General features: G+C 65.6%; 22 protein-coding genes. 18 read left to right on the plus strand and 4 right to left on the minus strand.

All coding sequences use genetic code 11. The features are described from left to right. Positions 1-235: 235 nt before the first annotated feature. From BLR29_RS07575 to BLR29_RS07600, 6 genes are all read left to right on the plus strand, one after another. Entirely contained in the window at positions 236-574 is a 339-nt protein-coding gene (locus BLR29_RS07575; RefSeq protein ID WP_092136657.1) for an FmdB family zinc ribbon protein, read from the plus strand. 34 nt (positions 575-608) lie between these two features. Next, positions 609-1,337: a DUF502 domain-containing protein gene (locus tag BLR29_RS07580; protein WP_092136659.1), complete on the plus strand. Its 729-nt coding sequence runs from the start codon at positions 609-611 to the stop codon at positions 1,335-1,337. Positions 1,338-1,380: 43 nt separating this feature from the next. Then, complete coding sequence (aspS, locus tag BLR29_RS07585; protein WP_092135899.1) at positions 1,381-3,189, plus strand: aspartate--tRNA ligase; 1,809 nt, start codon at positions 1,381-1,383, stop codon at positions 3,187-3,189. 196 nt (positions 3,190-3,385) lie between these two features. Continuing rightward, the gene (locus BLR29_RS07590) at positions 3,386-4,321 is read left to right on the plus strand and encodes a hypothetical protein (RefSeq protein WP_092136661.1); all 936 of its coding nucleotides are present in this window, start codon (positions 3,386-3,388) and stop codon (positions 4,319-4,321) included. Positions 4,322-4,504: 183 nt separating this feature from the next. Next, the gene (nudB, locus tag BLR29_RS07595) at positions 4,505-4,978 is read left to right on the plus strand and encodes a dihydroneopterin triphosphate diphosphatase (RefSeq protein WP_092135901.1); all 474 of its coding nucleotides are present in this window, start codon (positions 4,505-4,507) and stop codon (positions 4,976-4,978) included. Beyond that, the gene (locus tag BLR29_RS07600) at positions 4,975-5,733 is read left to right on the plus strand and encodes an endonuclease/exonuclease/phosphatase family protein (RefSeq protein ID WP_176860899.1); all 759 of its coding nucleotides are present in this window, start codon (positions 4,975-4,977) and stop codon (positions 5,731-5,733) included. The genes nudB and BLR29_RS07600 overlap by 4 nt, the downstream gene beginning before the upstream one ends. Positions 5,734-5,740: 7 nt before the next feature. Here BLR29_RS07600 and mobB read toward each other — a convergent pair whose 3' ends face one another. Further along, the gene (gene mobB, locus BLR29_RS07605; protein WP_092135904.1) at positions 5,741-6,250 is read right to left on the minus strand and encodes a molybdopterin-guanine dinucleotide biosynthesis protein B; all 510 of its coding nucleotides are present in this window, start codon (positions 6,248-6,250) and stop codon (positions 5,741-5,743) included. 94 nt (positions 6,251-6,344) lie between these two features. Here mobB and clsB point away from each other — a divergent pair, with 94 nt between their 5' ends. From clsB to BLR29_RS07640, 7 genes are all read left to right on the plus strand, one after another. Continuing rightward, the gene (clsB, locus tag BLR29_RS07610; RefSeq protein WP_369804567.1) at positions 6,345-7,676 is read left to right on the plus strand and encodes a cardiolipin synthase ClsB; all 1,332 of its coding nucleotides are present in this window, start codon (positions 6,345-6,347) and stop codon (positions 7,674-7,676) included. 341 nt (positions 7,677-8,017) lie between these two features. Next, a complete protein-coding gene (locus tag BLR29_RS07615) occupies positions 8,018-8,608 on the plus strand; it encodes a TetR/AcrR family transcriptional regulator (protein ID WP_092135905.1) in 591 nt (196 codons plus the stop codon). A gap of 82 nt (positions 8,609-8,690) precedes the next feature. Beyond that, the gene (locus BLR29_RS07620; protein WP_092135907.1) at positions 8,691-10,478 is read left to right on the plus strand and encodes an acyl-CoA dehydrogenase C-terminal domain-containing protein; all 1,788 of its coding nucleotides are present in this window, start codon (positions 8,691-8,693) and stop codon (positions 10,476-10,478) included. A 135-nt stretch (positions 10,479-10,613) separates the two neighbouring features. Beyond that, positions 10,614-13,040 (plus strand): 3-hydroxyacyl-CoA dehydrogenase/enoyl-CoA hydratase family protein, encoded by a 2,427-nt coding sequence (locus BLR29_RS07625; protein ID WP_092135909.1) that lies wholly within the window; start codon positions 10,614-10,616, stop codon positions 13,038-13,040. A gap of 20 nt (positions 13,041-13,060) precedes the next feature. Further along, entirely contained in the window at positions 13,061-14,260 is a 1,200-nt protein-coding gene (locus BLR29_RS07630) for an acetyl-CoA C-acyltransferase (RefSeq protein WP_092136665.1), read from the plus strand. Positions 14,261-14,372: 112 nt separating this feature from the next. After that, positions 14,373-15,329 (plus strand): DegV family protein, encoded by a 957-nt coding sequence (locus tag BLR29_RS07635; protein ID WP_092135910.1) that lies wholly within the window; start codon positions 14,373-14,375, stop codon positions 15,327-15,329. 44 nt (positions 15,330-15,373) lie between these two features. Beyond that, positions 15,374-16,150, plus strand: a complete 777-nt coding sequence (locus BLR29_RS07640) for an enoyl-CoA hydratase (RefSeq protein ID WP_092135912.1) — start codon at positions 15,374-15,376, stop codon at positions 16,148-16,150. Between the two features lie 122 nt (positions 16,151-16,272). Here the strand turns inward: BLR29_RS07640 and BLR29_RS07645 are convergent, their stop codons facing one another. Further along, positions 16,273-16,677: an acyl-CoA thioesterase gene (locus BLR29_RS07645; RefSeq protein ID WP_092135914.1), complete on the minus strand. Its 405-nt coding sequence runs from the start codon at positions 16,675-16,677 to the stop codon at positions 16,273-16,275. A gap of 85 nt (positions 16,678-16,762) precedes the next feature. On the opposite strand from BLR29_RS07645, the gene BLR29_RS07650 reads away from it, so the two are divergent. The 4 genes from BLR29_RS07650 (at position 16,763) to BLR29_RS07665 (ending at position 21,524) form a co-directional block, all read left to right on the plus strand. Beyond that, positions 16,763-18,655 (plus strand): ABCB family ABC transporter ATP-binding protein/permease, encoded by a 1,893-nt coding sequence (locus BLR29_RS07650; protein WP_092135915.1) that lies wholly within the window; start codon positions 16,763-16,765, stop codon positions 18,653-18,655. 192 nt (positions 18,656-18,847) lie between these two features. After that, positions 18,848-19,906, plus strand: a complete 1,059-nt coding sequence (locus BLR29_RS07655) for an ABC transporter substrate-binding protein (RefSeq protein WP_092135917.1) — start codon at positions 18,848-18,850, stop codon at positions 19,904-19,906. Continuing rightward, positions 19,903-20,748 (plus strand): ABC transporter ATP-binding protein, encoded by an 846-nt coding sequence (locus tag BLR29_RS07660; RefSeq protein ID WP_092135919.1) that lies wholly within the window; start codon positions 19,903-19,905, stop codon positions 20,746-20,748. Before BLR29_RS07655 ends, BLR29_RS07660 begins: the two co-directional genes overlap by 4 nt. Before the next feature lie 2 nt (positions 20,749-20,750). Continuing rightward, entirely contained in the window at positions 20,751-21,524 is a 774-nt protein-coding gene (locus tag BLR29_RS07665) for an ABC transporter permease (RefSeq protein ID WP_092135920.1), read from the plus strand. A gap of 36 nt (positions 21,525-21,560) precedes the next feature. Here BLR29_RS07665 and BLR29_RS07670 read toward each other — a convergent pair whose 3' ends face one another. Both BLR29_RS07670 and BLR29_RS07675 read right to left on the minus strand, forming a co-directional pair. After that, positions 21,561-22,019, minus strand: a complete 459-nt coding sequence (locus BLR29_RS07670) for an Lrp/AsnC family transcriptional regulator (RefSeq protein WP_092135922.1) — start codon at positions 22,017-22,019, stop codon at positions 21,561-21,563. A gap of 69 nt (positions 22,020-22,088) precedes the next feature. Beyond that, positions 22,089-22,655: a cysteine dioxygenase family protein gene (locus tag BLR29_RS07675; protein ID WP_092136667.1), complete on the minus strand. Its 567-nt coding sequence runs from the start codon at positions 22,653-22,655 to the stop codon at positions 22,089-22,091. A gap of 177 nt (positions 22,656-22,832) precedes the next feature. On the opposite strand from BLR29_RS07675, the gene BLR29_RS07680 reads away from it, so the two are divergent. Next, entirely contained in the window at positions 22,833-23,777 is a 945-nt protein-coding gene (locus BLR29_RS07680; protein ID WP_092136670.1) for a LysR substrate-binding domain-containing protein, read from the plus strand. Positions 23,778-23,794 lie beyond the last annotated feature (17 nt).

The following is a 23,794-nucleotide window of genomic DNA, read 5'->3' on the forward strand; positions in this document are numbered from 1 at the left end:
CAGCCAACTCGCACCCGGAGACGCTCCAATCGCCGTCCGGGAAGCATTCAAGAGGCGTATGCGCCTCGGAATGGCATCTTTTCCCGGCGATGGTCGGGCCGCCGACAGTTTATAATCCGAGGCTTTGCATCGCCGTGCGGGTTTCTTCCGCGTTTTTGCCATGGCTGCCATTGCAAATGGTGCCGGCGCTGCCACCTTTAGTTTTTCCGATCCAGATTTCCGCGAAAGAACCACGATGCCGATCTATGCCTACCGTTGCGACGCCTGCGGCCACGGGCGCGATGTGCTGCAGAAGATGAGCGATGCCCCGCTCACGGACTGCCCATCCTGCGGCGCTGCCGGGACCTTCAAGAAACAACTGACCGCCGCCGGCTTCCAGCTCAAGGGCTCGGGCTGGTATGTCACGGATTTCCGTGGCGGCAGCGGCGGCACCAGCGCTCCGGCCACGGCCGGCGGCGCGGCAGCGACGGCCGCAACGTCCTCGGCGGCATCGGCTGGCGAGTCGACTGGCGGCAGCACCGCCGCCGCGGCTCCGGCTGCCGGGGGCTGCGCTGGCTCCTGCGCCTGCCACTGAACCCGGACACGTCGTGGTCGCCAAGAAAACCGTCGTGGTCAAGAAGACCTCCGCCCTCAAGACCTGGTTCCTGACCGGTCTGCTCGTGCTGGTGCCGCTGGGCATCACGCTGTGGGTGCTCAACCTGATCATCGGCACGATGGACCAGAGCATGGCCCTGCTGCCGGTGGCATGGCAGCCCGAGAACCTGTTCGGGCGCCGCATTCCGGGCCTGGGCGCCATCCTCACGCTGCTGTTCATCCTGGTGGTGGGCGTACTGGCCCATAACTTCATCGGCCAGCGCCTGGTGCGCTGGTGGGAAGCCCTGCTCGGACGCATCCCCGTGGTGGGCCCGATCTACACCAGCGTGAAGCAGGTGTCGGACACGCTGCTGTCCTCGTCCGGCAACGCTTTCCGCAAGGCGCTGCTGGTGCAGTATCCGCGCGAGGGTTCCTGGACGATCGCATTCCTGACCGGCCGCCCCGGCGGAGACGTGCAGAACCACCTGCAGGGCGAATACGTCAGCGTCTACGTGCCGACCACGCCGAATCCGACTTCGGGCTTCTTCCTGATGATGCCCAAGGCCGACACCATCGAACTCGACATGACTGTCGACGCCGCCCTCAAGTACATCGTCTCGATGGGGGTGGTGGCGCCGACGGAACTGCCCCGCAAGAACGGCATCGCGAGCCGTCCGGCGGATGCGGTGGCCCCTGCGGCCGTGGCCGGCGACGCCGGCGACGACGAAGCGGTCGCGGCCACCGATCCCACCCATACCAATTGAGCGCGGGCCGCATCGCGGCCGCGCATTACCGGGAATCTCTCCTATGTCCTCCATGCGTACTCACTACTGCGGTCTGGTGACCGAACAACTGATCGGCCAGGAAGTGGCCCTGACCGGCTGGGTGCAGCGCCGGCGCGACCACGGCGGCGTGATCTTCGTCGACCTGCGTGACCGCGAGGGCCTGGTGCAGGTGGTGTGCGATCCGGACCGCCCGGAGATGTTCAAGGCGGCCGAGGAAATCCGCAACGAGTTCTGCATCCGCATTACCGGCAAGGTGCGCCCCCGTCCTGCCGGCACCGAGAACGCCAACCTGACTTCGGGCAAGATCGAGGTGCTGTGCCATGAGCTGACCGTGCTGAACCCGTCGGTCACGCCGCCGTTCCAGCTGGACGACGACAACCTGTCCGAGACCACGCGCCTCACGCACCGCGTGCTGGACCTGCGCCGTCCGCAGATGCAATACAACCTGCGCCTGCGCTACAAGGTGGCCATGGAAGTGCGCAAGTTCCTGGACGCCCAGGGCTTCATCGACATCGAAACGCCGATGCTGGGCAAGAGCACGCCCGAAGGCGCGCGCGACTACCTGGTGCCGTCCCGCGTGAACCCGGGCCACTTCTTCGCGCTGCCGCAGTCGCCGCAGATCTTCAAGCAGATGCTGATGGTCTCGGGCTTCGACCGCTACTACCAGATCACCAAGTGCTTCCGCGACGAGGACCTGCGCGCCGACCGCCAGCCCGAATTCACGCAGATCGACTGCGAGACGTCGTTCCTGACCGAACAGGAAATCCGTGACCTGTTCGAAGGCATGATGCGCACCGTGTTCAAGAACGCCATCGACGTGGACCTGGACGCCAAGTTCCCGGTGATGGAGTTCCGCGAGGCCATGGCCCGCTTCGGCTCGGACAAGCCGGATCTGCGCGTGAAGCTGGAGTTCACCGAGCTGACCGACGTGATGAAGGACGTCGACTTCAAGGTGTTCTCGGGCCCCGCCAACAGCGACAACGGCCGCGTGGTCGGCTTGCGCGTGCCGGGCGGCGGTGCGATCTCGCGCGGCGAGATCGATGCCTACACCCAGTTCGTGGCGATCTACGGCGCCAAGGGCCTGGCCTGGATCAAGGTCAACGAAGTGGCCAAGGGCCGTGACGGCCTGCAATCGCCGATCGTGAAGAACCTGCACGACGCGGCGATCGCCGAGATCCTGAAGCGCACCGGCGCTCAGGACGGCGACATCATTTTCTTCGGTGCGGACAAGGCCAAGGTGGTCAACGACGCCATCGGCGGCCTGCGCCTGAAGATCGGCCATTCCGATTTCGGCAAGGCCAGCGGCCTGTTCGAGGACGTGTGGAAGCCGCTATGGGTGATCGACTTCCCGATGTTCGAGTACGACGAGGAAGATGCCCGCTGGGTCGCGATGCACCACCCGTTCACGAGCCCGAAGGACGAGCATCTGCAATACCTGGAAACCGATCCGGGCAAGTGCATCGCCAAGGCCTACGACATGGTTCTCAATGGCTGGGAAATGGGCGGCGGCTCGGTGCGTATCTACCGTGAAGACGTGCAGAGCAAGGTGTTCCGCGCCCTGAACATTGGCGAGGAAGAAGCCCGTGCGAAGTTCGGCTACCTGCTGGACGCGCTGCAGTACGGCGCGCCTCCGCACGGCGGCCTGGCCTTCGGTCTGGACCGTATCGTCACGATGATGGCCGGTGCCGATTCGATCCGCGACGTGATCGCCTTCCCGAAGACCCAGCGCGCACAGGACCTGTTGACGCAGGCCCCGAGCTCGGTGGACGAGAAGCAACTGCGCGAGCTGCATATCCGCCTGCGCGCGCAGGAGCCGAAGACCACGGCCTGAGGACCGGCCCCGTCACAGTCGGCAGTCCGCTGCCGCCGCAAGAAAGCCGCGCCGATGCGCGGCTTTTTTGTTGTCTGAGCAAGGATGCGTTTCCATTTGTTACGACTCGGAACGAAGCCCGATTGCCCAAGGTCTCCTCCTGATGCGCGTGATGCGGGCACACTACGAAGGCCGCCGCGACGTGGGAGGAAAAACCGTGAATATCGATATCGAACAGATTCGCCAGTTCCTGCAGCTGCATGCGGAAACCATCCTGACCTGGCTCGTCGCCGGATTCCTGATGATGCTGCTGGCGCGCTTTGAACTGCGCCGGGCGGTGCGCAAGTCCGCCCTGGCGATGTCCGAATCCGTGGCAACCACCGTGGCCGCCTGTGTGCCGGAAATTGCCCATGCCGCGCAGACGGCGCATCCCGCGCCTGTGGGCGGCGCCGATGCCGTCGAGCCGGTGGCGGCGCAACGTGCCGACGCCCTGCGTCGCCTGGCGCTCGATACGGTCGCCACCGTGATGGCGCGTGGACGGTGGCTCGAGGATGTGGGCAACCTGCGCTTGCCGGAAGATGCGCTGCTGTCCGGCAGCCGCGCCGGCGGCGCCGATCCCTTGCTGGTGGTGGCGCCACAGCCCGTGGTGCAGGCGTACCTGGCTGCGCAGCGCACGTTCGAGGGCGAGGCGACGCGGCTGCAGACCCATCGGCGCGAGGCGTTGCGCCTGCAGGAAGCGCTGCAGGACCTGGCGGCCGAGGCGAGCCACGTCGAACAGGAGACCGCCAGCATCGTGATGCGTTTCGAGCAGGTCAACGCCCAGGCGGCGCAGGGTGTCGAAGCCGGCGACTATCAGCGATTCCTGATCCAGAAGTACAACCAGCTGGGCGTGCGCGAAAAGGAAATCGGCCAGGAACGCGCCGCGCTGGCAGCCCAGGTGCGCGAAAGTGCGGACGCGCTGGCCGAACATGCGCATGTGGCGTCGCAGCGCTACACGCAGTCGCTGGCGCCGCTGATGCAGCAATTGCGATCGGCGTGGGGCCACGGGGATTCTCCCGAGGTCTTCGACACCTGGCTGCGTTCCACGCCTTCACCGGAGGCCGCCACCCCGACGGCCGCGGTCCAGCCGGGCACCGCACGCAGCGCGGCCTGATCGCCCGATCTCGGGATTGCCGATATCCCGCGATACTGGCGAGATTCCACATCCTGGGAAAAGTCTGCAACGTCTTATCGCCGATGCCCCGCGCGGAGTGGAGCCAGGGTCATCGGGCGCGTCACGGGCGTGGCAACGCCACCGGGCTGCGTTATGCTTGGGTTTGTCCTTTTCACTCGCCCCATGCCCTACAAGATTCCCGAATCGGTGCTGGTCGTCATCTACACGCCAGACCTGCAAGTCCTGCTGATCGAGCGCGCCGACCGGCCAGGCTACTGGCAATCGGTCACGGGTAGCCTCGATGCCGACGATGAGCCCCTGCTGGTCACGGCGGCGCGCGAGGTGGCCGAGGAAACCGGCCTCATCGCCGGCAATCACGCGCTGACCGACTGGCAACACACCATCGACTACGAAATCTATCCCCAGTGGCGGCACCGCTATGCGCCCGGTATCGTGCGCAACACGGAGCACTGGTTCGGCCTGTGCGTGCCGGCGCCGGTGCCCGTGACGCTGGCGCCGCGCGAACACCTGCGCTACGAATGGCTGCCCTGGCAGGCGGCTGCGGAGCGCTGCTTTTCCAGCAGCAATGCGGAAGCGGTGCGCCAGCTGGCATGGCGCGCCGCGGCGGGGCTCGACGTCACCTCCGGAGCCGCATGATGAAGTTGCGCGTGGTTACCTACAACATCCACAAAGGGGTGCAGGGGTTTACCGGCAAGCCGCGTATCCAGAACGTTCGCACGGGCCTGCAGGCGATGGACGCCGACATCGTCTTCCTGCAGGAAGTGCAGGACCGCAACGACCGGCTGGTTGCCGCCGAACTGTTCGATCCCGACCACACGCAACTGAACTACCTGGCCACCGACGCCTATCCGCACTCGGTCTACGGCCGCAATGCGGTCTATGACCACGGACATCATGGCAACGCGATCCTGTCGCGCCACCCGATCCTGATGTCCGAGAATCTCGATATTTCCGACCACCGCTTCGAACAGCGCGGCCTGCTGCATGCCGTCGCCGATATCAACGGTGTGGAGGCACACCTGATCTGCGTGCACTTTGGCCTGTTCGCCCGCAGCCGGGCCCGGCAGGCCAGTGCGCTGGTGGAGCGCGTGCGCAGCGTGGTGCCGTCCAATGCGCCGCTGGTGATCGCAGGGGATTTCAACGACTGGAATCACCGGCTCGATGCGCAGATCTGCAATACGCTCGGTGCCGTGGAGTCCGCACACGCGAAGAGCGGGCGGATTCATACGTTTCCCAGCCACATGCCGTGGTGGCAACTCGACCGCATCTACGTGCGCGGTTTTGAGATCGAACGTACGCATGCATTGACGGGCCGCGAATGGGCGCAGCGCTCGGATCACGTGCCGCTGGTTGCCGAACTGGCGCGGCACGTGGCGATTCCGGAAGTCTAGACGCGGCTCAGCCCTTGAGAGCGTCCCGGACCCAGCGGTAAATGGCGTCGACGTCGGCCAGGTCCATGACCGGCAGCGAAGTTTGCGCGGCCACTTCGGCCGGCGCATCGGTCGCCACGGCCACCACGCCCGGCACGTCGTGCCATAGCGGCGCCTTGCCATTGGCGGGCCGATAGATTTCCAGCTTCGGGAAGTCGCTCCACTTGTAGCCTTCCACCAGCACCAGGTCGGTATCGGGCGGCAGCACGGCCAGTGCCTCGCCAATCTCGGGCGAAGCCTTCGATTCCGGATAGTGCCGCATCAGCGTCAGATGCCGCGCACCCACCAGTACCACGTTCTCGCAGCCAGCCTCGCGCATGCGCCACGAGTCCTTGCCGGGCGTGTCGGGGTCGAATCCGTGGTGCGTATGCTTGATGCCGGCCACCCGCAGGCCGTCAGCCACGAAGCGCGCAATCAGTTGGTCCAGCAGTGTGGTCTTGCCGCTGCCCGACGAACCGGCAATGCCGAATACCTTCACAATACTTTCCGTTTTGTGGCGTCAGAATCTAATGACAATAGCAGAGATGACTGCGGCGATGTGCAGGAACCGCCCGTTGGTCGATAATCGAGCCATGTCACGGATCTACGACCGGGTCGACCCCGCTCCCCCGTCCCCCCCGTCTCCTCAGACGCCCACGTCAGGCCTGACGGAGCCTGCGCCGGCGGACGCCGCCACGCCCGCCCGCCTGATGCGCTGGGTGCGACGCCGTGGCAGTCCCGTGCCGGGCAACCTCGTCCATCTTCTTTCCAACGGGCAGGCCTTTTTTCCCGCGCTGATTGCTGCAATCGACGAGGCCAGCATCCATGTTGTGCTGGAGACCTACATCTACGCCGACGATGACGTCGGCGCGCGCGTGACCGATGCGCTGGTCCGCGCCGCGCAGCGTGGCGTGGATGTGCGGGTGGTCGTCGATGGCTTTGGCGCGGGCGACATGTCTGATTCCCTGGCCACGCGCCTGCGCGAGGGAGGCGTCAAGCTGGAGATCTATCGCCCGGTGCGCGGCTTCAAGCTGGCACGGCGACATCTGCGCCGGTTGCATCGCAAGCTTGCCGTCATCGACGGCGAAGTGGCCTTCGTCGGCGGCATCAACATCATCGACGACCACAATCACGGCCCGATCGACTTGCCGGACCTTGGGCCGCGTTTCGACTTCGCCTTGCAGGTACGGGGGCCGCTGGTGGCGCAGATTGCGCTGGCGTCCGCGCGGCTCTGGTTCCGCATTGCACAACGCCGCGGCCTGCGCGAAACCGCCGAGGCGTTCGAGGAAGTCGAGACCCTGGCCACGGCTGCGCGCCAGGCGCGGCGCAGTGTGCAGCCGGGTGGCGTACCGGCCGCGTTGCTGCTGCGCGACAACCTGCGCAATCGCCGCACGATCGAGCGGGAGTACCTGTATGCGCTGGGCTCGGCGCGCCAGGACGTGATCCTGGCGAACGCCTACTTCCTGCCGGGGCACAAGATGCGTCGCGCCTTGCTGGCCTGCCGGAAGCGCGGCGTGCGCGTGCGGCTGCTGTTGCAGGGCATGGTCGAATACCGGCTCCAGCACTACGCCACGCACGCGCTCTACGCCACGCTGCTGGCCGCCGGCGTCGAGATCTACGAGTACGAGGCCAGCTTCCTCCATGCCAAGGTCGCCGTGGTCGATGACACGTGGGCGACGGTGGGGTCCAGCAACATGGATCCGTTCAGCCTGTTGCTGGCGCGCGAGGCCAACGTGGCCGTCTATGACGCGACCTTCGCCAACGAACTGCGCGCCCGGCTGGAGCGGGCCATGGCCCAGCGCAGTGCGCGCGTGATGCCGGAGGTCCATGCCAGGCTTCCCCGCCTGCGCCGGTTTGCCAATTGGGCCGCGTACTACGTGTTGCGCGTGGGCGTCGTCATCGCGGGTGTGACAGGGCGTTACTGAGGCTGCCCGCGCTACCATGCTGCCCTGCCGCACGCCATGTCCCCCGCGTGTTGGCGCAAGACCGTTTTAAGCCGATGCTGCAATGCGCTGCCGTTGCCGTCCGTTTAGAAACCAAGGTCTAATTAATTGCTTGATGCCAATCGGCCCCGCCAGAATAATCTGAACGACCGTTCTTTTTTGGCTTAGACTGCGTGCATTCGCGGTTGTCACGGCATCCGCAATGCCTGTTTCAAAGCAAAGTCAGGGTCATATGCAGCCCCTCGGGGAGGGGCTGCGAGAACGGAGAGAAAACCATGCGACACCAGTCAGTTCGTCTTGAATCCGCCGCCGCACCCACGCCCTTGCGCAAGGGCGAGATGACGCGCGTGGCGATTCTCGATGCCGCACTGGAACTGTCGTCCCGCGACGGGCTGGAAGGGCTGACCATCGGCCTGCTCGCGGAACGCATGCAGATGAGCAAGAGCGGCGTGTTCGCGCATTTTGGTTCGCGCGAAGACCTGCAGGTGGAAGTGGTGCGGGAGTATCACCGCCGGTTCGAGCAAGAGGTGTTCTATCCCTCGCTGCAGGAGCCACGCGGTCTGCCCCGACTGTGGTCGATGGTGCGGCGCTGGATGGAAAAGCGCATCCAGGAAGTGACCACGGGCTGCATCTACATCAGCGGGGCGGTCGAATACGACGATCGCGCGGAAAGCCCGGTGCGGGACGAACTCGTCAAGAGCGTCACCATCTGGCGGGCCGCGCTGATGCGCGCAATCGACCAGGCGAAGGAAGAGGGGCACCTGCGCGCGGACTGCGATCCGCGCACGATGCTGTTCGAGATGTACAGCCTTGAACTAGGCTTGCATCACGACGCCCGTTTCCTGCGCCTGCCCGACAGTGCCGAGCTTGCCATGGTCGCGCTCAACAAACTGATTCAGTCCTACCGTACCTGAAGCCGCCCCCGGGCAACGGCCTCGACCCCTGGTGGCGAGGCATGCGCGTGTGGCGGCATTGAAAACCTCCAAGGAGTCTTTGATGGGCCAGTACACCGCACCGTTGCGCGACATGCAGTTCGTGCTCCATGAACTGCTCGGCGCAGAAGCCGAACTCAAGGCGATGCCGCAACACGCGGACGTCGACGCGGACACCATCAACCAGGTCATCGAGGAAGCCGGCAAGTTCTGCGCCGACGTGGTCTTCCCGCTCAACCAGCCGGGCGACCGCGAGGGCTGCACCTATGTTGGCGACGGTGTGGTGCGCGCGCCCAAGGGCTTCAAGGAGGCCTACCAGCAGTACGTCGAAGCCGGCTGGCCCGCCCTGGCGTGCGATCCGGAATTCGGCGGCCAGGGCCTGCCGATCATCATCAACAACGCGCTGTACGAGATGCTGAACTCGGCCGGCCAGGCGTGGACGATGTACCCGGGCCTGTCGCACGGCGCCTACGAGGCCCTGCATGCCCACGGCACCCCCGAGCTGAAGCAGGCTTACCTGCCGAAGCTGGTCTCGGGCGAATGGACCGGCACGATGTGCCTGACCGAGCCGCATTGCGGCACCGACCTCGGCATCCTGCGCAGCAAGGCCGAGCCGCAGGCCGACGGTTCGTACCTGATCACGGGCACCAAGATCTTCATCTCCGCCGGCGAACACGACCTGGCCGAGAACATCATCCACCTGGTGCTGGCCCGCCTGCCGGACGCGCCGCAAGGCACCAAGGGCATCTCGCTGTTCGTCGTGCCGAAGTTCATTCCCGATGCCAGTGGCAATCCGGGCGAGCGCAATGGCATCAAGTGCGGCTCGATCGAGCACAAGATGGGCATCCACGGCAACGCCACCTGCGTCATGAACCTGGACGGCGCCCGCGGCTGGATGGTGGGCGAGCCCAACAAGGGCCTGAACGCCATGTTCGTGATGATGAACGCCGCGCGGCTGGGCGTGGGCGCACAGGGCCTGGGTCTGACCGAGGTGGCGTACCAGAACTCGGTGGCCTACGCCAAGGACCGCCTGCAGATGCGCGCGCTGACCGGCCCGAAGGCGCCGGAGAAGCCCGCCGATCCGATCATCGTGCACCCGGACGTGCGCCGCATGCTGCTGACGCAGAAGGCCTACGTCGAAGGTGGCCGCGCGTTCAGCTACTGGACCGCCCTGCAGATCGACCGCGAGCTGTCGCACCCGGACGCCGACGTGCGCAAGGAGGCCGGTGACCTGGTGGCGCTGCTGACGCCGGTGATCAAGGCATTCCTGACGGACAACGCCTTCACGTCGACCAACGAAGGCATGCAGGTGTTTGGCGGCCACGGCTACATCGCCGAGTGGGGCATGGAGCAATACGTGCGCGACGCCCGCATCAACATGATCTACGAAGGCACCAACACGATCCAGGCGCTGGACCTGCTGGGCCGCAAGATCCTGGGCGACATGGGCGCGCGGATGAAGGTCTTCGGCAAGATCGTGCAGGCCTTCGTCGAGGAAGAGGGCACCAACGAAGCCATGCAGGAGTTCGTCAATCCGCTGGCGGACATCGGCGACAAGGTCCAGAAGCTGACGATGGAAATCGGCATGAAGGCCATGGGCAACCCGGACGAAGTGGGCGCCGCCGCCGTGCCGTACCTGCGTGTGGTGGGTCACCTGGTGTTCTCGTACTTCTGGGCCCGCATGGCCAAGATCGCACTGGAGAAGGAAGCCAGCGGCGACAAGTTCTACACCAGCAAGCTGGCCACGGCACGCTTCTACTTTGCCAAGCTGCTGCCGGAAACCGCCGCCGAAATCCGCAAGGCGCGCGCCGGTTCCGCCACGCTGATGGCGCTGGACGCAGACCTGTTCTGATTGGCCGGAGGGACGCCCGACCTGCCGCTTCGCTCGATCGCCGCTCCCGTGAACCGGGGCGGCGCGAATAACGAGCGGCGGCCCGGCGCCCCCGGCACACCTCTCATCTCAACGCTCACGACTCAAGGAGCGCGCATGTCCAATTTCATCGTCAAGAAGGTCGCCGTGCTGGGTGCCGGCGTCATGGGCGCGCAGATCGCCGCCCACCTGGTCAACGCCCGCGTGCCCGTGGTGCTGTTCGATCTCCCCGCCAAGGAAGGCCCGAAGAACGGCATCGCCCAACGTGCGATCGAGAACCTGAAGAAGTTGTCCCCGGCGCCGCTTGGCATCAAGGACGAAGCCGGCCTGATCCGTCCCGCCAACTACGAAGACGATATCGCCCTGCTGAAGGAGTGCGACGTTGTCATCGAAGCCATCGCCGAGCGCATGGACTGGAAGCACGACCTGTACAAGAAGGTCGCTCCGCATCTGGCGCCGAATGCGATCTTCGCGACCAACACCTCGGGCCTGTCGATCACCGCGCTGTCCGACGGGTTTGATGCCGATCTGAAGGCGCGCTTCTGCGGCGTGCACTTCTTCAATCCGCCGCGCTACATGCACCTGGTGGAGCTGATCCCCACGGCCACCACGCAGCCCGAGATCCTGGACCGCCTGGAAGCGTTCCTGACCACCACGCTCGGCAAGGGCGTGGTGCGTGCCAAGGACACGCCGAACTTCATCGCCAACCGCGTCGGCATCTTCTCGATCCTGGCCGTGTTTGCCGAAGCCGAGAAGTTCGGCATCCCGTTCGATGTCGTCGACGACCTCACCGGCTCCAAGCTGGGCCGCGCCAAGTCGGCCACGTTCCGCACCGCCGACGTGGTCGGTCTGGACACGATGGCGCACGTCATCAAGACGATGCAGGACAACCTGACCAACGACCCGTTCGCGCCGGTGTACAAGACCCCGGCCGTGCTCAAGGGCCTGGTCGACGCAGGCGCACTGGGCCAGAAGACCGGCGCCGGCTTCTACAAGAAGGAAGGCAAGGCGATCAAGGTGCTGGACGCGAAGACGGGCCAGTACGTGGAGTCGGGCAAGAAGGCCGACGAGATCGTCGTACGCATGTTGAAGAAGGACCCCGCCGAGCGCATCAAGCTGCTGCGCGAGTCGACCAACCCGCAGGCGCAGTTCCTGTGGGGCGTGTTCCGTGACGTGTTCCACTACATCGCCGTGTACCTCGAACAGATCGCCGGTTCGGCGGCCGATATCGATCTGGCCATCCGCTGGGGCTTCGGCTGGAACTCGGGTCCGTTCGAAGACTGGCAGGCCGCGGGCTGGAAGCAGGTGGCCGAGTGGGTCAAGGAAGATATCGATGCTGGCCGCGCGCTGTCGAACGCGCCGCTGCCGGCATGGGTGCTGGACGGTGCCGTGGCTGCGAACCAGGGCGTGCACAGCGCGCAAGGTTCGTGGTCGCCGGCGGCCAGCGCCTTCGTCAAGCGCGCCGCGCTGCCGGTCTATGAGCGCCAGGTGTTCCGCGCCGCGCTCAAGGGCACGGATGCCGCCGATCCGCGCAAGGCTGGCAAGACCGTCGAAGAGAATGATGGCGCGCGCATCTGGACCAGCGAAGGCGCTGACGATGTGCTGATCATCTCGTTCAAGAGCAAGATGAACACGGTCGGCCCGGACGTGCTCGATACGATCGTGCGTGCCGTGGAACTGGCCGAAGCCGACTACAAGGGCCTGGTGGTGTGGCAGCCGACGTCGCTGCAACTGGGCGCGCCGGGCGGCCCGTTCTCCGCCGGTGCCAATCTGGAAGCCGCGATGCCGGCCTTCATGATGGGCGGTGCCAAGGGCATCGAACCGTTTGTGAAGAAGTTCCAGGACACCATGATGCGCGTGAAGTACGCCGCGGTGCCGGTGGTGCCAGCGGTGTCGGGCATCGCGCTCGGCGGCGGCTGCGAGCTGATGCTGCAGTCGGCCAAGCGCGTGGTGGCGCTGGAAAGCTACGTGGGCCTGGTGGAAGTTGGCGTGGGCCTCGTGCCGGCCGGCGGCGGCCTGAAGGAAGCCGCGATTGCCGCTGCCCGGGCCGCACAGGCCGCCGGCAGCACGAACTACCTGAGCTTCCTCACCAACCGCTTCCAGGCGGCGGCGATGGCCAAGGTGTCGACCTCGGCGCTGGACGCCCAGAAGATGGGCTATGTGCAGCCGACCGACACCATCGTCTATAACGTGCACGAGCTGCTGTACGTGGCGCAGAGCGAAGTGCGCGCGCTGGCCAACGCCGGCTACCGTGCGCCGGTGCCGGGCGCGCTGGTGCCAGTGGCGGGCCGTTCTGGCATCGCCACGATCAAGGCGTCGCTGGTCAACATGCGCGACGGCAATTTCATCTCCGCGCATGATTTCCTGATCGCCTCGCGCATTGCCGAAGCCGTCTGCGGCGGCGATGTGGAAGCCGGCTCGCTGGTCAGCGAGGAATGGCTGCTGGCGCTGGAACGCAAGGCATTCATCGAACTGCTGGGCACGGGCAAGACGCAGGAGCGCATCATGGGCATGCTGCAGACCGGCAAGCCGGTGCGCAACTAAGAGGCCAACGAGGAACCGACATCATGAAACAACTGCAAGACGCTTACATCGTCGCGGCTACCCGTTCGCCGATCGGCAAGGCCCCGAAGGGCGCATTCAAGAACACGCGTCCGGATGACCTGCTGGCCACGATCCTGAAGGCTGCCGTGGCCCAGGTACCCGGCCTGGACCCGGCCCTGATCGAAGACGCCATCGTCGGCTGCGCGATTCCCGAAGCGCAGCAGGGCCTGAACGTGGCGCGCATCGGCGCGCTGCTGTCCGGCCTGCCCAACACCGTGGGCGGCATCACCGTGAACCGCTTCTGCGCCTCCGGCCTGTCTGCCGTGGCGATGGCCGCCGACCGCATCCGCGTGGGCGAATCCGACGTGATGATCGCCGCCGGCATCGAATCGATGAGCATGGTGCCGATGATGGGCAACTCGCCGTCGATGTCGCCGTCGATCTTCGAGCGCGACGAGAACGTGGGCATCGCCTACGGCATGGGCCTGACCGCCGAAAAGGTGGCCACCCAGTGGAAGGTCAGCCGGGAAGATCAGGATGCGTTCTCGCTGGCATCGCACCAGAAGGCGATCGCCGCGCAGCAGGCCGGCGAGTTCAGCGACGAAATTACCCCGATTGAGGTAGTCGAGAAATTCCCGGATCTGGCCACTGGCGAGGTCAGCGTAAAGACGCGTACTATTTCGCTCGACGAAGGTCCGCGTCTCGATACGTCGCTGGAAGGACTCGGCAAGCTGCGCCCCGTGTTTGCCAACAAGGGCAGCGTCACGGCCGGCAACAGCTCGCAGACTTCGGATGGCGCGGGCGCACTGATCCTGGTTTCGGAAAAGATCCTCAAGCAGTTCAACCTGGTGCCGCTGGCGCGCTTCGTGTCGTTCGCGGTGCGCGGCGTGCCGCCGGAGATCATGGGGATCGGCCCGAAGGTGGCGATTCCTGCCGCGCTGGCCGCGGCCGGCCTGACCCAGGATCAGATGGACTGGATCGAACTGAATGAAGCGTTTGCCGCGCAGTCGCTGGCGGTGATGCGCGACCTGGAGCTGGACCCGGCCAGGGTCAACCGGATGGGCGGTGCGATCGCACTGGGCCATCCGCTCGGTGCGACGGGCGCGATCCGCTCGGCCACCGTGGTGCACGCGCTGCGCCGCCATAACCTGAAGTACGGCATGGTCACCATGTGCGTGGGAACGGGCATGGGTGCAGCCGGAATCTTCGAGCGCGTCTGAACGCGCCGACGGGACAGCCAGCCGCTGGCTGTCCCACCCTCTGATCAGGTGAAGAAAGTAGTGCGATGGACACGGAGATGCCAACACACTTGAAACGGAGGAAAACAACAATATGCAGGAGACAGCAATTCTGGCCGACGCGGCATGCGACATGCCGCGCGCAATGATGGACGCCCTGGGCGTCCGCACCATTCCTTTCCGCATCCGCGCGGGCGACCGCTTCGTGGTCGACACCCGCGACGAGGAAGCGCTGCCCGATCTGTATCAGCAATACCTGGTCGGCAAGCAGGACCACTACGCCGAATCGATTCCCCTGCTCGAACGCGAGCTGGAGGACCACTTGCTCAGGAATGTGGTGGCCGGCTGCGATCGCGCCATTCTGCTGACCATCGCGAGCACGCGCAGCAAGTTCTACGCGAACGCCACGGGTGCCGTGGTCGGGACCGTCGCACGCAGTTTCAAGCTGCGCAAGGACGCCGGCCGTAGCGGCCTGTTCGATCTGACCGTGATCGACACCGGCGCGATCGGGCCGGGGCAGGCGCTGATCGTGCGCGAGGCCGCGCGCATGCTGGCCGATGGCGCCGATGCCGCTGCCGTGTCGGACGCCGTCGAAACCCGGTTGCGCGACGCCGCCCACATGTTCCTGATTCCCAACGAACTGCTGTACATGTACACGCGCGCCAAGCTCAAGGGCGAGAACAGCATCACATGGAGCCGCTACATGCTGGGTAGCGCGTTCAATATCCGTCCGGTGATCCATATGCACCAGGGGGACACCGCGGCCATCGCCAAGGCGCGCGGCCCCGAAGACGGCATCCGTCGACTGCTGGCCCATACCGAGACCTGCATCCGCAACGGCTGTCTGCTCACGCCGGCGATTTCCGCCGCCTACGCGGGCAATATCGGCGACGTGCGGGCATGGCCCGCGTGGCAGTCGCTGGCCCGGACGGCGCAGACGCATGACGTGGAGCTGATGCTGGCCCCGATGAGCCTGACCGTCGCGCTCAACGTGGGCGCGGGCGCGTTTGGCCTGAGTTACCTTTCCGAAGTGCCGCCACCGTTCGTCTGAGCGGCGCACGATAACCACCGAGCACGATAGAGACGAGGTTTGACATGAGCATTGCCACCCGCATCGACCAGGGCATCCTGACCATTGGCTTCGATCGCATCGACAAGAAGAACGCCATCACCGCGGCGATGTACCAGACGATGGCCGACGCCCTGCGCGCCGCCGAGACCGATACCGCCGTGCGCGTGATCGTGATCGAAGGCAAGCCGGAGATCTTCACGGCCGGCAACGACCTGGAGGACTTCATGAAGCGTCCGCCGACGCACGGCGCGGATGGCACGCCGGCGCCGGTGTTCCAGTTCCTGCACGCGATCAGCCACGCGAGCAAGCCGGTGGTGGCATCGGTAAGCGGTGCAGCGGTGGGTATCGGCACCACGCTGCTGCTGCATTGCGATCTGGTCTATGCGTCGGATTCCGCCAGGCTGTCGCTGCCGTTCGCGCAGTTGGGCCTGTGCCCGGAGGCAGCGTCGAGCCTGTTGCTGCCGCGTCTGGTCGGCTACCAGCGTGCCGCGGAGAAGCTGCTGCTGGGCGAGGCGTTCAGCGCGCAGGAAGCCCACGCGATGGGGTTGGTGACCAAGGTGCTCCCCGTGGCCGAACTGGCGGACTACGTGCGTCAGCAGGCAGCGAAGCTGGCCGCGTTGCCGGCGTCGTCGCTACGGGAGACCAAGCGGCTGATGAAGGGGGATGATGTGGCGGCCGTGGAGAAGAAGATGGCCGAGGAAGGCGAGGTGTTCCGCCAGATGCTGGGAGCGCCGGAAGCGAAGGAGGCGTTCTCGGCGTTCTTCGAGAAACGCAAGCCGGATTTCTCGAAGTTCAGTTGAGCGGCGCGCGCCTCGGTGTTTTCCCGGGCGCCCAAAGCCGATGCTTCGGCGGCGCGCGTCGAAGGCTGAGGTGTGGCCTCGCTCTCCCGCTTGCGGGGCGGCGAGGCCACAGCCGGCGAAGTTCAGGCCGTCGGCAGCGTGCGCGGCTGGCGGCTCTCATCCGTTGCCACGTACGTCAACGTGGCTTCCGTGACCTTCACCACCGCGTGCCTGTGGCGCATGCGTTGCGCGTACACCTCCACGGACACCGTGATCGAGGTCCGGCCCGTCTTCACGATCTCCGCATAGAAGCTCACGAGGTCTCCCACGAACACGGGGTGCTTGAACAGGAACGAATTGACCGCCACCGTGGCCACGCGGCCCTGGGCGCGTTCCACCGCGGGGATGGACCCCGCGATATCCACTTGCGACATGATCCAGCCGCCGAATACATCGCCGTGCACATTGGCATCGGCCGGCATGGGCACGACGCGCAGGGCGGGGTTCTTGCCGGCTGGCAGTTCGGAGAGGGGGGCAGGTATGGTCATGGCGGGCAGGTAGGGTACGGAGGGCTTGATCTGCCGGGCTGTGCGATCTCTGCGACAATCGCGGCATTGGCCCGAATTCTAACGTATGCGCCGCTATTCCACGACCGCCGAGCCCGCCCCCGCCGACCCGGCCAACACGCTGTTCCATAACACCGGTGCGCCTCGCAGCGACTGGCAGACCGTCCGTAACCTCCTGCCCTACGTCTGGCACTACAAGTGGCGCGTGATGCTGGCGCTGACCTGCCTGGTGGCGGCCAAGGTGGCCAACCTGGGCGTGCCCGTGCTGATGAAGAAGCTGGTCGACAGCATGAACATCGGGCCGGGCGACACGGCTGCCTTGCTGGTGGTGCCTGTCGGGCTGATTGTTGCCTATGGCGTGCTGCGACTCTCCGGCACGTTATTCACCGAGTTGCGCGAGATCCTCTTTTCCAAGGTCACGCAGAGCGCCGTGCGCGAGATCGCGCTGCAGGTGTTCCGGCATCTTCATGCCCTGTCGCTACGCTTCCACCTGGAGCGGCAGACTGGCGGCATGAGCCGCGACATCGAGCGCGGCACGCGCGGCATCCAGTCGCTGATTTCCTATTCGCTGTACAGCATCCTGCCCACGCTGGTGGAGATGTCGCTGGTGATCGGCTTCTTCGTCGTGCGCTACGACATCTGGTTCGCGGCCATCACCACCTGCGCGCTGGTGGGCTACATCGTCTTCACGATCGTCGTGACCGAGTGGCGCACGCACTTCCGGCGCAAGATGAACGAGCTCGATTCGCGTGCCAACCAGAAGGCCATCGACTCGCTGCTGAACTTCGAGACCGTGAAGTACTTCGGCAACGAGGAGTACGAGGCGCGGCGCTATGACGAGAACCTGCGCACCTATCGCACGGCGGCCATCCGCTCGCAGAACTCGCTGTCGTTCCTGAACTTCGGCCAGCAGGCGATCATCGCGGTGGGGCTGATCCTGATCCTGTGGCGCGCCACCGTCGGCGTTGCGGCCGGCAAGCTGACGCTCGGCGATCTTGTGCTGGTCAACACGCTGATGATCCAGCTCTATATCCCGCTGAATTTCCTGGGCGTGATCTACCGGGAAATCAAGCAGGCCACCACGGACATGGATCGCATGTTCGTTCTGCTGGGCACGAACATGGAAGTGGCGGACGCGCCCGACGCGCCGGCGCTGCAGGTGACGGGTGCCGAGGTGCGCTTCCGCCACGTTGGCTTTGGCTACGAAAACAATCGCGTGATCCTGAATGATGTGGACTTCACGATCGCGGCGGGCACGACGACGGCCGTGGTCGGGCATAGCGGTTCGGGCAAGTCGACGCTGGCGCGGTTGCTGTTCCGCTTCTACGACGCCAGCAGCGGCGGCATCGAGATCGACGGGCAGGATATCCGCAGCATCCGCCAGGCGAGCCTGCGTGCGTCGATCGGCATCGTGCCGCAGGACACCGTGTTGTTCAACGACAGCATCTACTACAACATCGCCTACGGCCGTCCCGAAGCCACGCGCGACGAGGTCATCGACGCCGCGCGCGCCGCGCAGATCGACAGCTTCATCCGCGAACTGCCACAGGGCTACGACACGCCGGTGGGCGAGCGCGGCCTGAAGCTGTCGGGTGGCGAGAAGCAACGCGTGGCCATCGCCCGGACGCTGCTGAAGAACCCGCCGATCCTCGTGTTCGACGAAGCCACGTCGGCGCTGGATTCCCGCACCGAGCAGGCGATCCAGGCCGAGCTCATGCGGCTGGCGCAGAACCGCACCACGCTGCTGATCGCCCACCGACTGTCCACGGTGGTCCACGCCGACCAGATCCTGGTGATGGATCACGGCCGCATCATCGAACGCGGTACGCACGCCGCGCTGATGCGGGCCAACGGGCGCTATGCCGAGATGTGGCAGATTCAGGCGCGCAGCGCGGCCGAAGGGGCGCCACACTCGGACGCGCTGGCCATCGACGTCGGTGACGCCACGCAGGACGCCTGAGACCGTCCTCGCATCGACCGCGATTGTCGACAATTGCGGTCGGCAACTGCGCTCCACACGCACCTGCGCACAATCATGGTTCGTCAATGGACCACGTTCACGCCCTGCATCGGGGCGCGACGGCCATGTGAATAGCTGGCACGCGCCTTGCGAAAAGCCTTCTCCAGAGAGATCAACTACTGGAGAAGGTTCATGCCGCAATCCCTCGCGCGCCGTCAATGCCTGAAGCTGAGCGCCGCCCTTGGCACTGCGATGGTGCTGTCGACACTCTGCGCAGGCACCGCACAGGCGCAAGCCACCACCAGGATCCGTTTCCAGCTCGACTGGCGCTTCGAGGGCCCGTCCGCGCTGTTCCTGCTGGGCGAGCAGAAGGGCTACTACAAGAGCGAGCGCCTGGATGTGTCGATCGACGCCGGCAACGGGTCCGGCAACGTGGTCAACCGCGTGGCCACCGGCACGTATGACATGGGCTTTGCCGACATGGCGTCGGTGATGGAGTTCTACGGCAACAACCCGGACGCGAAGAACAAGCCGGTGGCCGTGATGATGGTCTACAACAACACGCCCGCGGCCGTACTGGCGCTGAAGAAGTCCGGCATCCGCGCGCCGAAGGACCTGGCCGGCAAGAAGCTCGGCGCCCCGGTGTTTGACGCGGGCCGCCGCGCATTCCCGATCTTCGCCAAGGCCAACGGCTTGCAGGCGTCGTCGTTCAACTGGCAGGCGATGGATCCCACGCTGCGCGAGACCATGCTGACGCGTGGCGATCTCGATGCGATCACGGGCTTCTCCTTCACGTCGATCCTGAACCTCAATGCGCGCGGCGTGAAGGACGAGGACATCGTCGTGCTGCCGTATCCCCAATACGGCGTGAAGCTGTATGGCAACGCGGTGATTGCCTCGGAGTCGTTCCTGAAGAGCAATCCGGAGGCCGTCAAGGCGTTCCTGCGCGCGTTTGCCAAATCCGCGCGCGACGTGATCGCGCATCCGGAGGAGGGCATCAAGGCGGTCAAGGCGCGCGACGGGATCATCGACGAGAAGCTGGAGGTGCGCCGCCTGAAGCTCGCCCTTGATAGCGTGGTGAAGTCGCCGGATGCCAGGGCGGAGGGCTTTGGGCGGGTGAGCAAGCCGCGGCTATCGCTGATGGCGTCGCAGGTGGCCGATGCCTTCGGCACCAAGGGCCGCATCAACCCGGACGCGTTGTGGACCGACGCCTACCTGCCGCCTGCGGCTGACCTGGATGTGCTGCGATGATGGCAAGGCAGGACATTTCCCCCGCCACGGGCGGGGCGCCTACCGAGAGCAAGCCGTTCGTCGATTTCAATCGTGTCTGGCTGGCCTATGACGACGAACTCGCCCGCCGTGGCGAGTTCGCGGTGGAAGACATTTCGCTGCAGGCGGCGGCGGGCGAGTTCATCGCCATCGTCGGCCCGTCCGGCTGCGGCAAGTCGACGTTCATGAAGCTGGCCACCGGCCTGCGTCCGGCCACGCGCGGCGCGGTGAGCATTGCCGGCGAGAAGGTCCACGGCCCGCTCAAGCAGGTCGGCATGGCCTTCCAGGCGCCGACGCTCCTGCCGTGGCGAACCACGCTCGACAACGTGATGCTGCCGCTGGAGATTGTCGAGCCGTACCGGTCGACCATGCGCGCGAAGCGCGATGCATACGTGGCGCGTGCGCGCGAATTGCTGAAGACCGTGGGGCTGTCCGGATACGAGGACAAGTATCCGTGGCAGCTTTCGGGCGGCATGCAGCAACGCGCGTCAATCTGCCGGGCGCTGATCCACCGGCCACGCATGTTGCTGCTGGACGAACCGTTTGGCGCGCTCGACGCGTTCACGCGTGAAGAACTCTGGTGCGTGCTGCGCGATCTCTGGCAGGCGCAACGCTTCAACGTGATCCTCGTCACGCACGATCTGCGTGAGGCGGTGTTCCTGGCCGACACCGTCTACGTGATGAGCGCCCGGCCGGGCCGCATCCTGTTGCGCAAGGAAATCGACCTGGCGCGCCCGCGACCGCTCGAAGTCACCTACACCGAACCCTTTGCCGAACGCGTGCACGAACTGCGCGAGAAGATCGGCCACGTCCGGCAGCATTGATCATGACGACACTGACGTCTTCCCAGGCGAGGCGCGTGCAGCGCGTCGCGCCGTGGCTTCTGCTGGGTGCCTTCCTGCTGCTGTGGCAGGGTGCGTGCCTGATCTTTGATATTTCCGACTTCATCCTGCCGAGCCCGTCGGCCATCGTGTCGTCGCTGACCGAATATGGCGACGTGATCGCGGGCCATGCGTGGCGCACGTTCTGGACCACGATGGTCGGCTTCGGGCTGGCCATCGGCGTAGGCGTGGTGCTGGGGCTGCTGATGGGTTCGTCCAGGCTGACCTATGCGGCCACGTATCCGCTGATGACGGCGTTCAATGCGCTGCCCAAGGCGGCATTCGTGCCCATCCTGGTGGTGTGGTTCGGCCTTGGCGCAGGCCCGGCCATCCTGACCGCGTTCCTGATCTCGTTCTTCCCGATCATGGTCAACATCGCCACGGGCCTGGCCACGCTGGAGCCGGAACTTGAGGACGTGCTGCGCGTGCTCGGCGCCAGGCGGCGGGACGTCCTGTTCAAGGTCGGCCTGCCGCGTGCCATGCCATTTTTCTTTGCGTCGCTGAAGGTGGCGATCACGCTCGCGTTCGTCGGCACGACGGTGTCCGAGATGAACGCGGCGAACGAAGGAATTGGCTATCTGCTGGTGTCCGCCGGTTCGGCGATGAAGATGCCGCTGGCGTTTGCGGGGCTCGTGGTCATCGCCGCGATGGCGATGGGGATGTACGAGCTGTTTTCCGTGCTGGAGAAGCGAATGACAGGATGGGCGCATCGCGGCTGATGAGGCCCGCGATGCGCCGTTCGCGTCTTTGGCGGCTCAGGCGTAGTCGAGCGGCAGTGCCGTGGTGTATTTGATTTGCTCCATCGCGAAGCTCGAGCTGACATCGGCCAGCTCCGCGCCCTGGATCAGCTTCTTGTACACGGCGTCATAGGCGGCGATGTCCGGCACGACCACGCGCAGCAGGTAGTCGGTATCCCCGGCCATCCGATAGAACTCGGTGACCTCGGGAATCGACGCGACCAGCCCGTGAAAGGCCTTCAGCCACTTCACGTTGTGCTGGTTGGTCCGGATCGAGACGAACACCGTCACGCCCACATTGAGCTTGCCGGCATCCAGCAGCGCCACGCGCTTGCGGATGACGCCGGATTCTTCCAGCTTCTGCACCCGGCGCCAGCAGGGCGTGGAGGTCAGTCCGACCTGTTCGCCGATCTCGGCGACGGGCACGGTGGCATCTTCCTGCAGGATGCCGAGGATCTGGCGGTCATAGCGGTCCATGGCGTCTCGCGTCAATGGGTAATGGGCCCCGGGGCGCTGCACACCCGCCGGGGCCCGGCGCCGCGAGTGTCAGGTCGTGACGGTGTCGATCAGCAGGTTGACGCCGGTGGCGATGCGGTCCTGCTCCACGCCGTAGATGTGGAGCGAGATGGCGACCTCGTCGCTGGTGTTGCCCAGCGCGTGGATATGCTGCAAGCCGGCCGGCACGCTGAACGTCGCGCCGGCCTCGCGCGTTACCGCGTTGACTTGTGTGGCGGTCCGGCTCTCGGGATTCCAGCGGTAGTGCCGCTCGGACAGCGTGCCGCGCAGCACGCGGTACGCGCACCAGGTGCGATGGCCGTGGACGGGGCTGAACTGGCCGGGACGCCAGATCAGCAGCATGACGGAGAACCGCTCGTATGGATCGGCATGGACCAGATGGCGCGTGTAGGTCTCGGGGCTGCCGTCCAGCGCGCCGGGCGGCAGCGCTGCCAGCAGCGTATCGGCATCGGACAGGCTGGCTGCCACGTGGGCGGCGACCATGCGGGCGCTCTGGGCCAGCGTGGCTTCCATGCCGGTGGCCAGCAGGTTCAGGGGAGACGTCGTGGGCCCACTGGGGACGCATGGTTGAACGGCGGACGTGTGCGGGGCGGGCATGGCTGGCTCGGATTCGATGTGGTATGCCATCCATCATAGAAGTGCCTCCGGAGCAAGATCATGCATTCTTTGGTCGGAATCGGTTCCAAATTGTAATCCTGTTCTACAGGCTGGCAGAAAATTGGAATCAGCTTGCTCATCGTGCGCTACGACGAGCGGCAAGCGATAATTCGCGCCATGGAAATCAAATGGCTTGAAGACTTCGTCAGCCTGGCCGAGACGCACAGCTTTTCGCGCTCGGCGGAGCTGCGGCACGTGACCCAGCCGGCGTTCTCGCGCCGCATCCAGTCGCTGGAGGCGTGGGTTGGCACCGAGCTGATCGACCGCTCCAGCTATCCCACCAGCCTGACGGCGGCTGGCAAGGTGTTCTACGAGCAGGCCCTGGCGATGCTGGCGCAGGTCAGCGAAACCCGCGCGCTGATGCGCGGCCAGCGTTCCGCCAACGCGCAGGTGCTGGAATTCGCGGTGCCGCACACGCTGTCCCTGACATTCTTCCCGGAATGGCTCAAGGGCGTGGAGCGCAAGGTCGGCACGCTGCCGTGCCGGCTGCGCGCGCTGAACGTCCACGACGCGGTGCTGATGCTGGTGGAAGGGGGGTGCGACCTGGTCATGGTCTATCACCACGCGCGCCAGGCGATCCAGCTTGATCCGGCGCACTACGACATGCTGGTACTTGGTACGGAAAGGCTGTCGCCCTTCAGCGTGCCGGATGCCACCGGGCGGCCATTGTTCCGGCTGCCGGGCACGGACAAGAAGCCCGTGCCGTTCCTGAGCTATACCCCCAATGCCTTCCTGGGCCGGATGGTGGACATGCTGCTGGCGGAATCGGGCGACACGCTCAAGCTCGACAAATGCTACGAGACCGATATGGCCGAGGCCCTCAAGGTGATGGCGCTGGCGGGGCACGGCATGGCCTTCCTGCCCGAGAGCGCGGTGCGCGAGGACGTGGCCGCCGGCCGGCTCGTGCGGGCCGAGGCCGCGCGCGGGTTGCCGCGGTCCATCGACATGGAGATCCGGCTTTATCGGGAACGGCCCTCCGAGGCGTCCAACGACCGGCGCGGTGGCCAGGTCCGGCGCAAGCGCCAACTGGTGGACAAGATCTGGGCGTCCCTGACGGCGTAAGACGCGGCAGGCAAGGT

This window comes from Cupriavidus sp. YR651 (assembly GCF_900101625.1).
In the GTDB taxonomy this organism is placed as follows: domain Bacteria; phylum Pseudomonadota; class Gammaproteobacteria; order Burkholderiales; family Burkholderiaceae; genus Cupriavidus.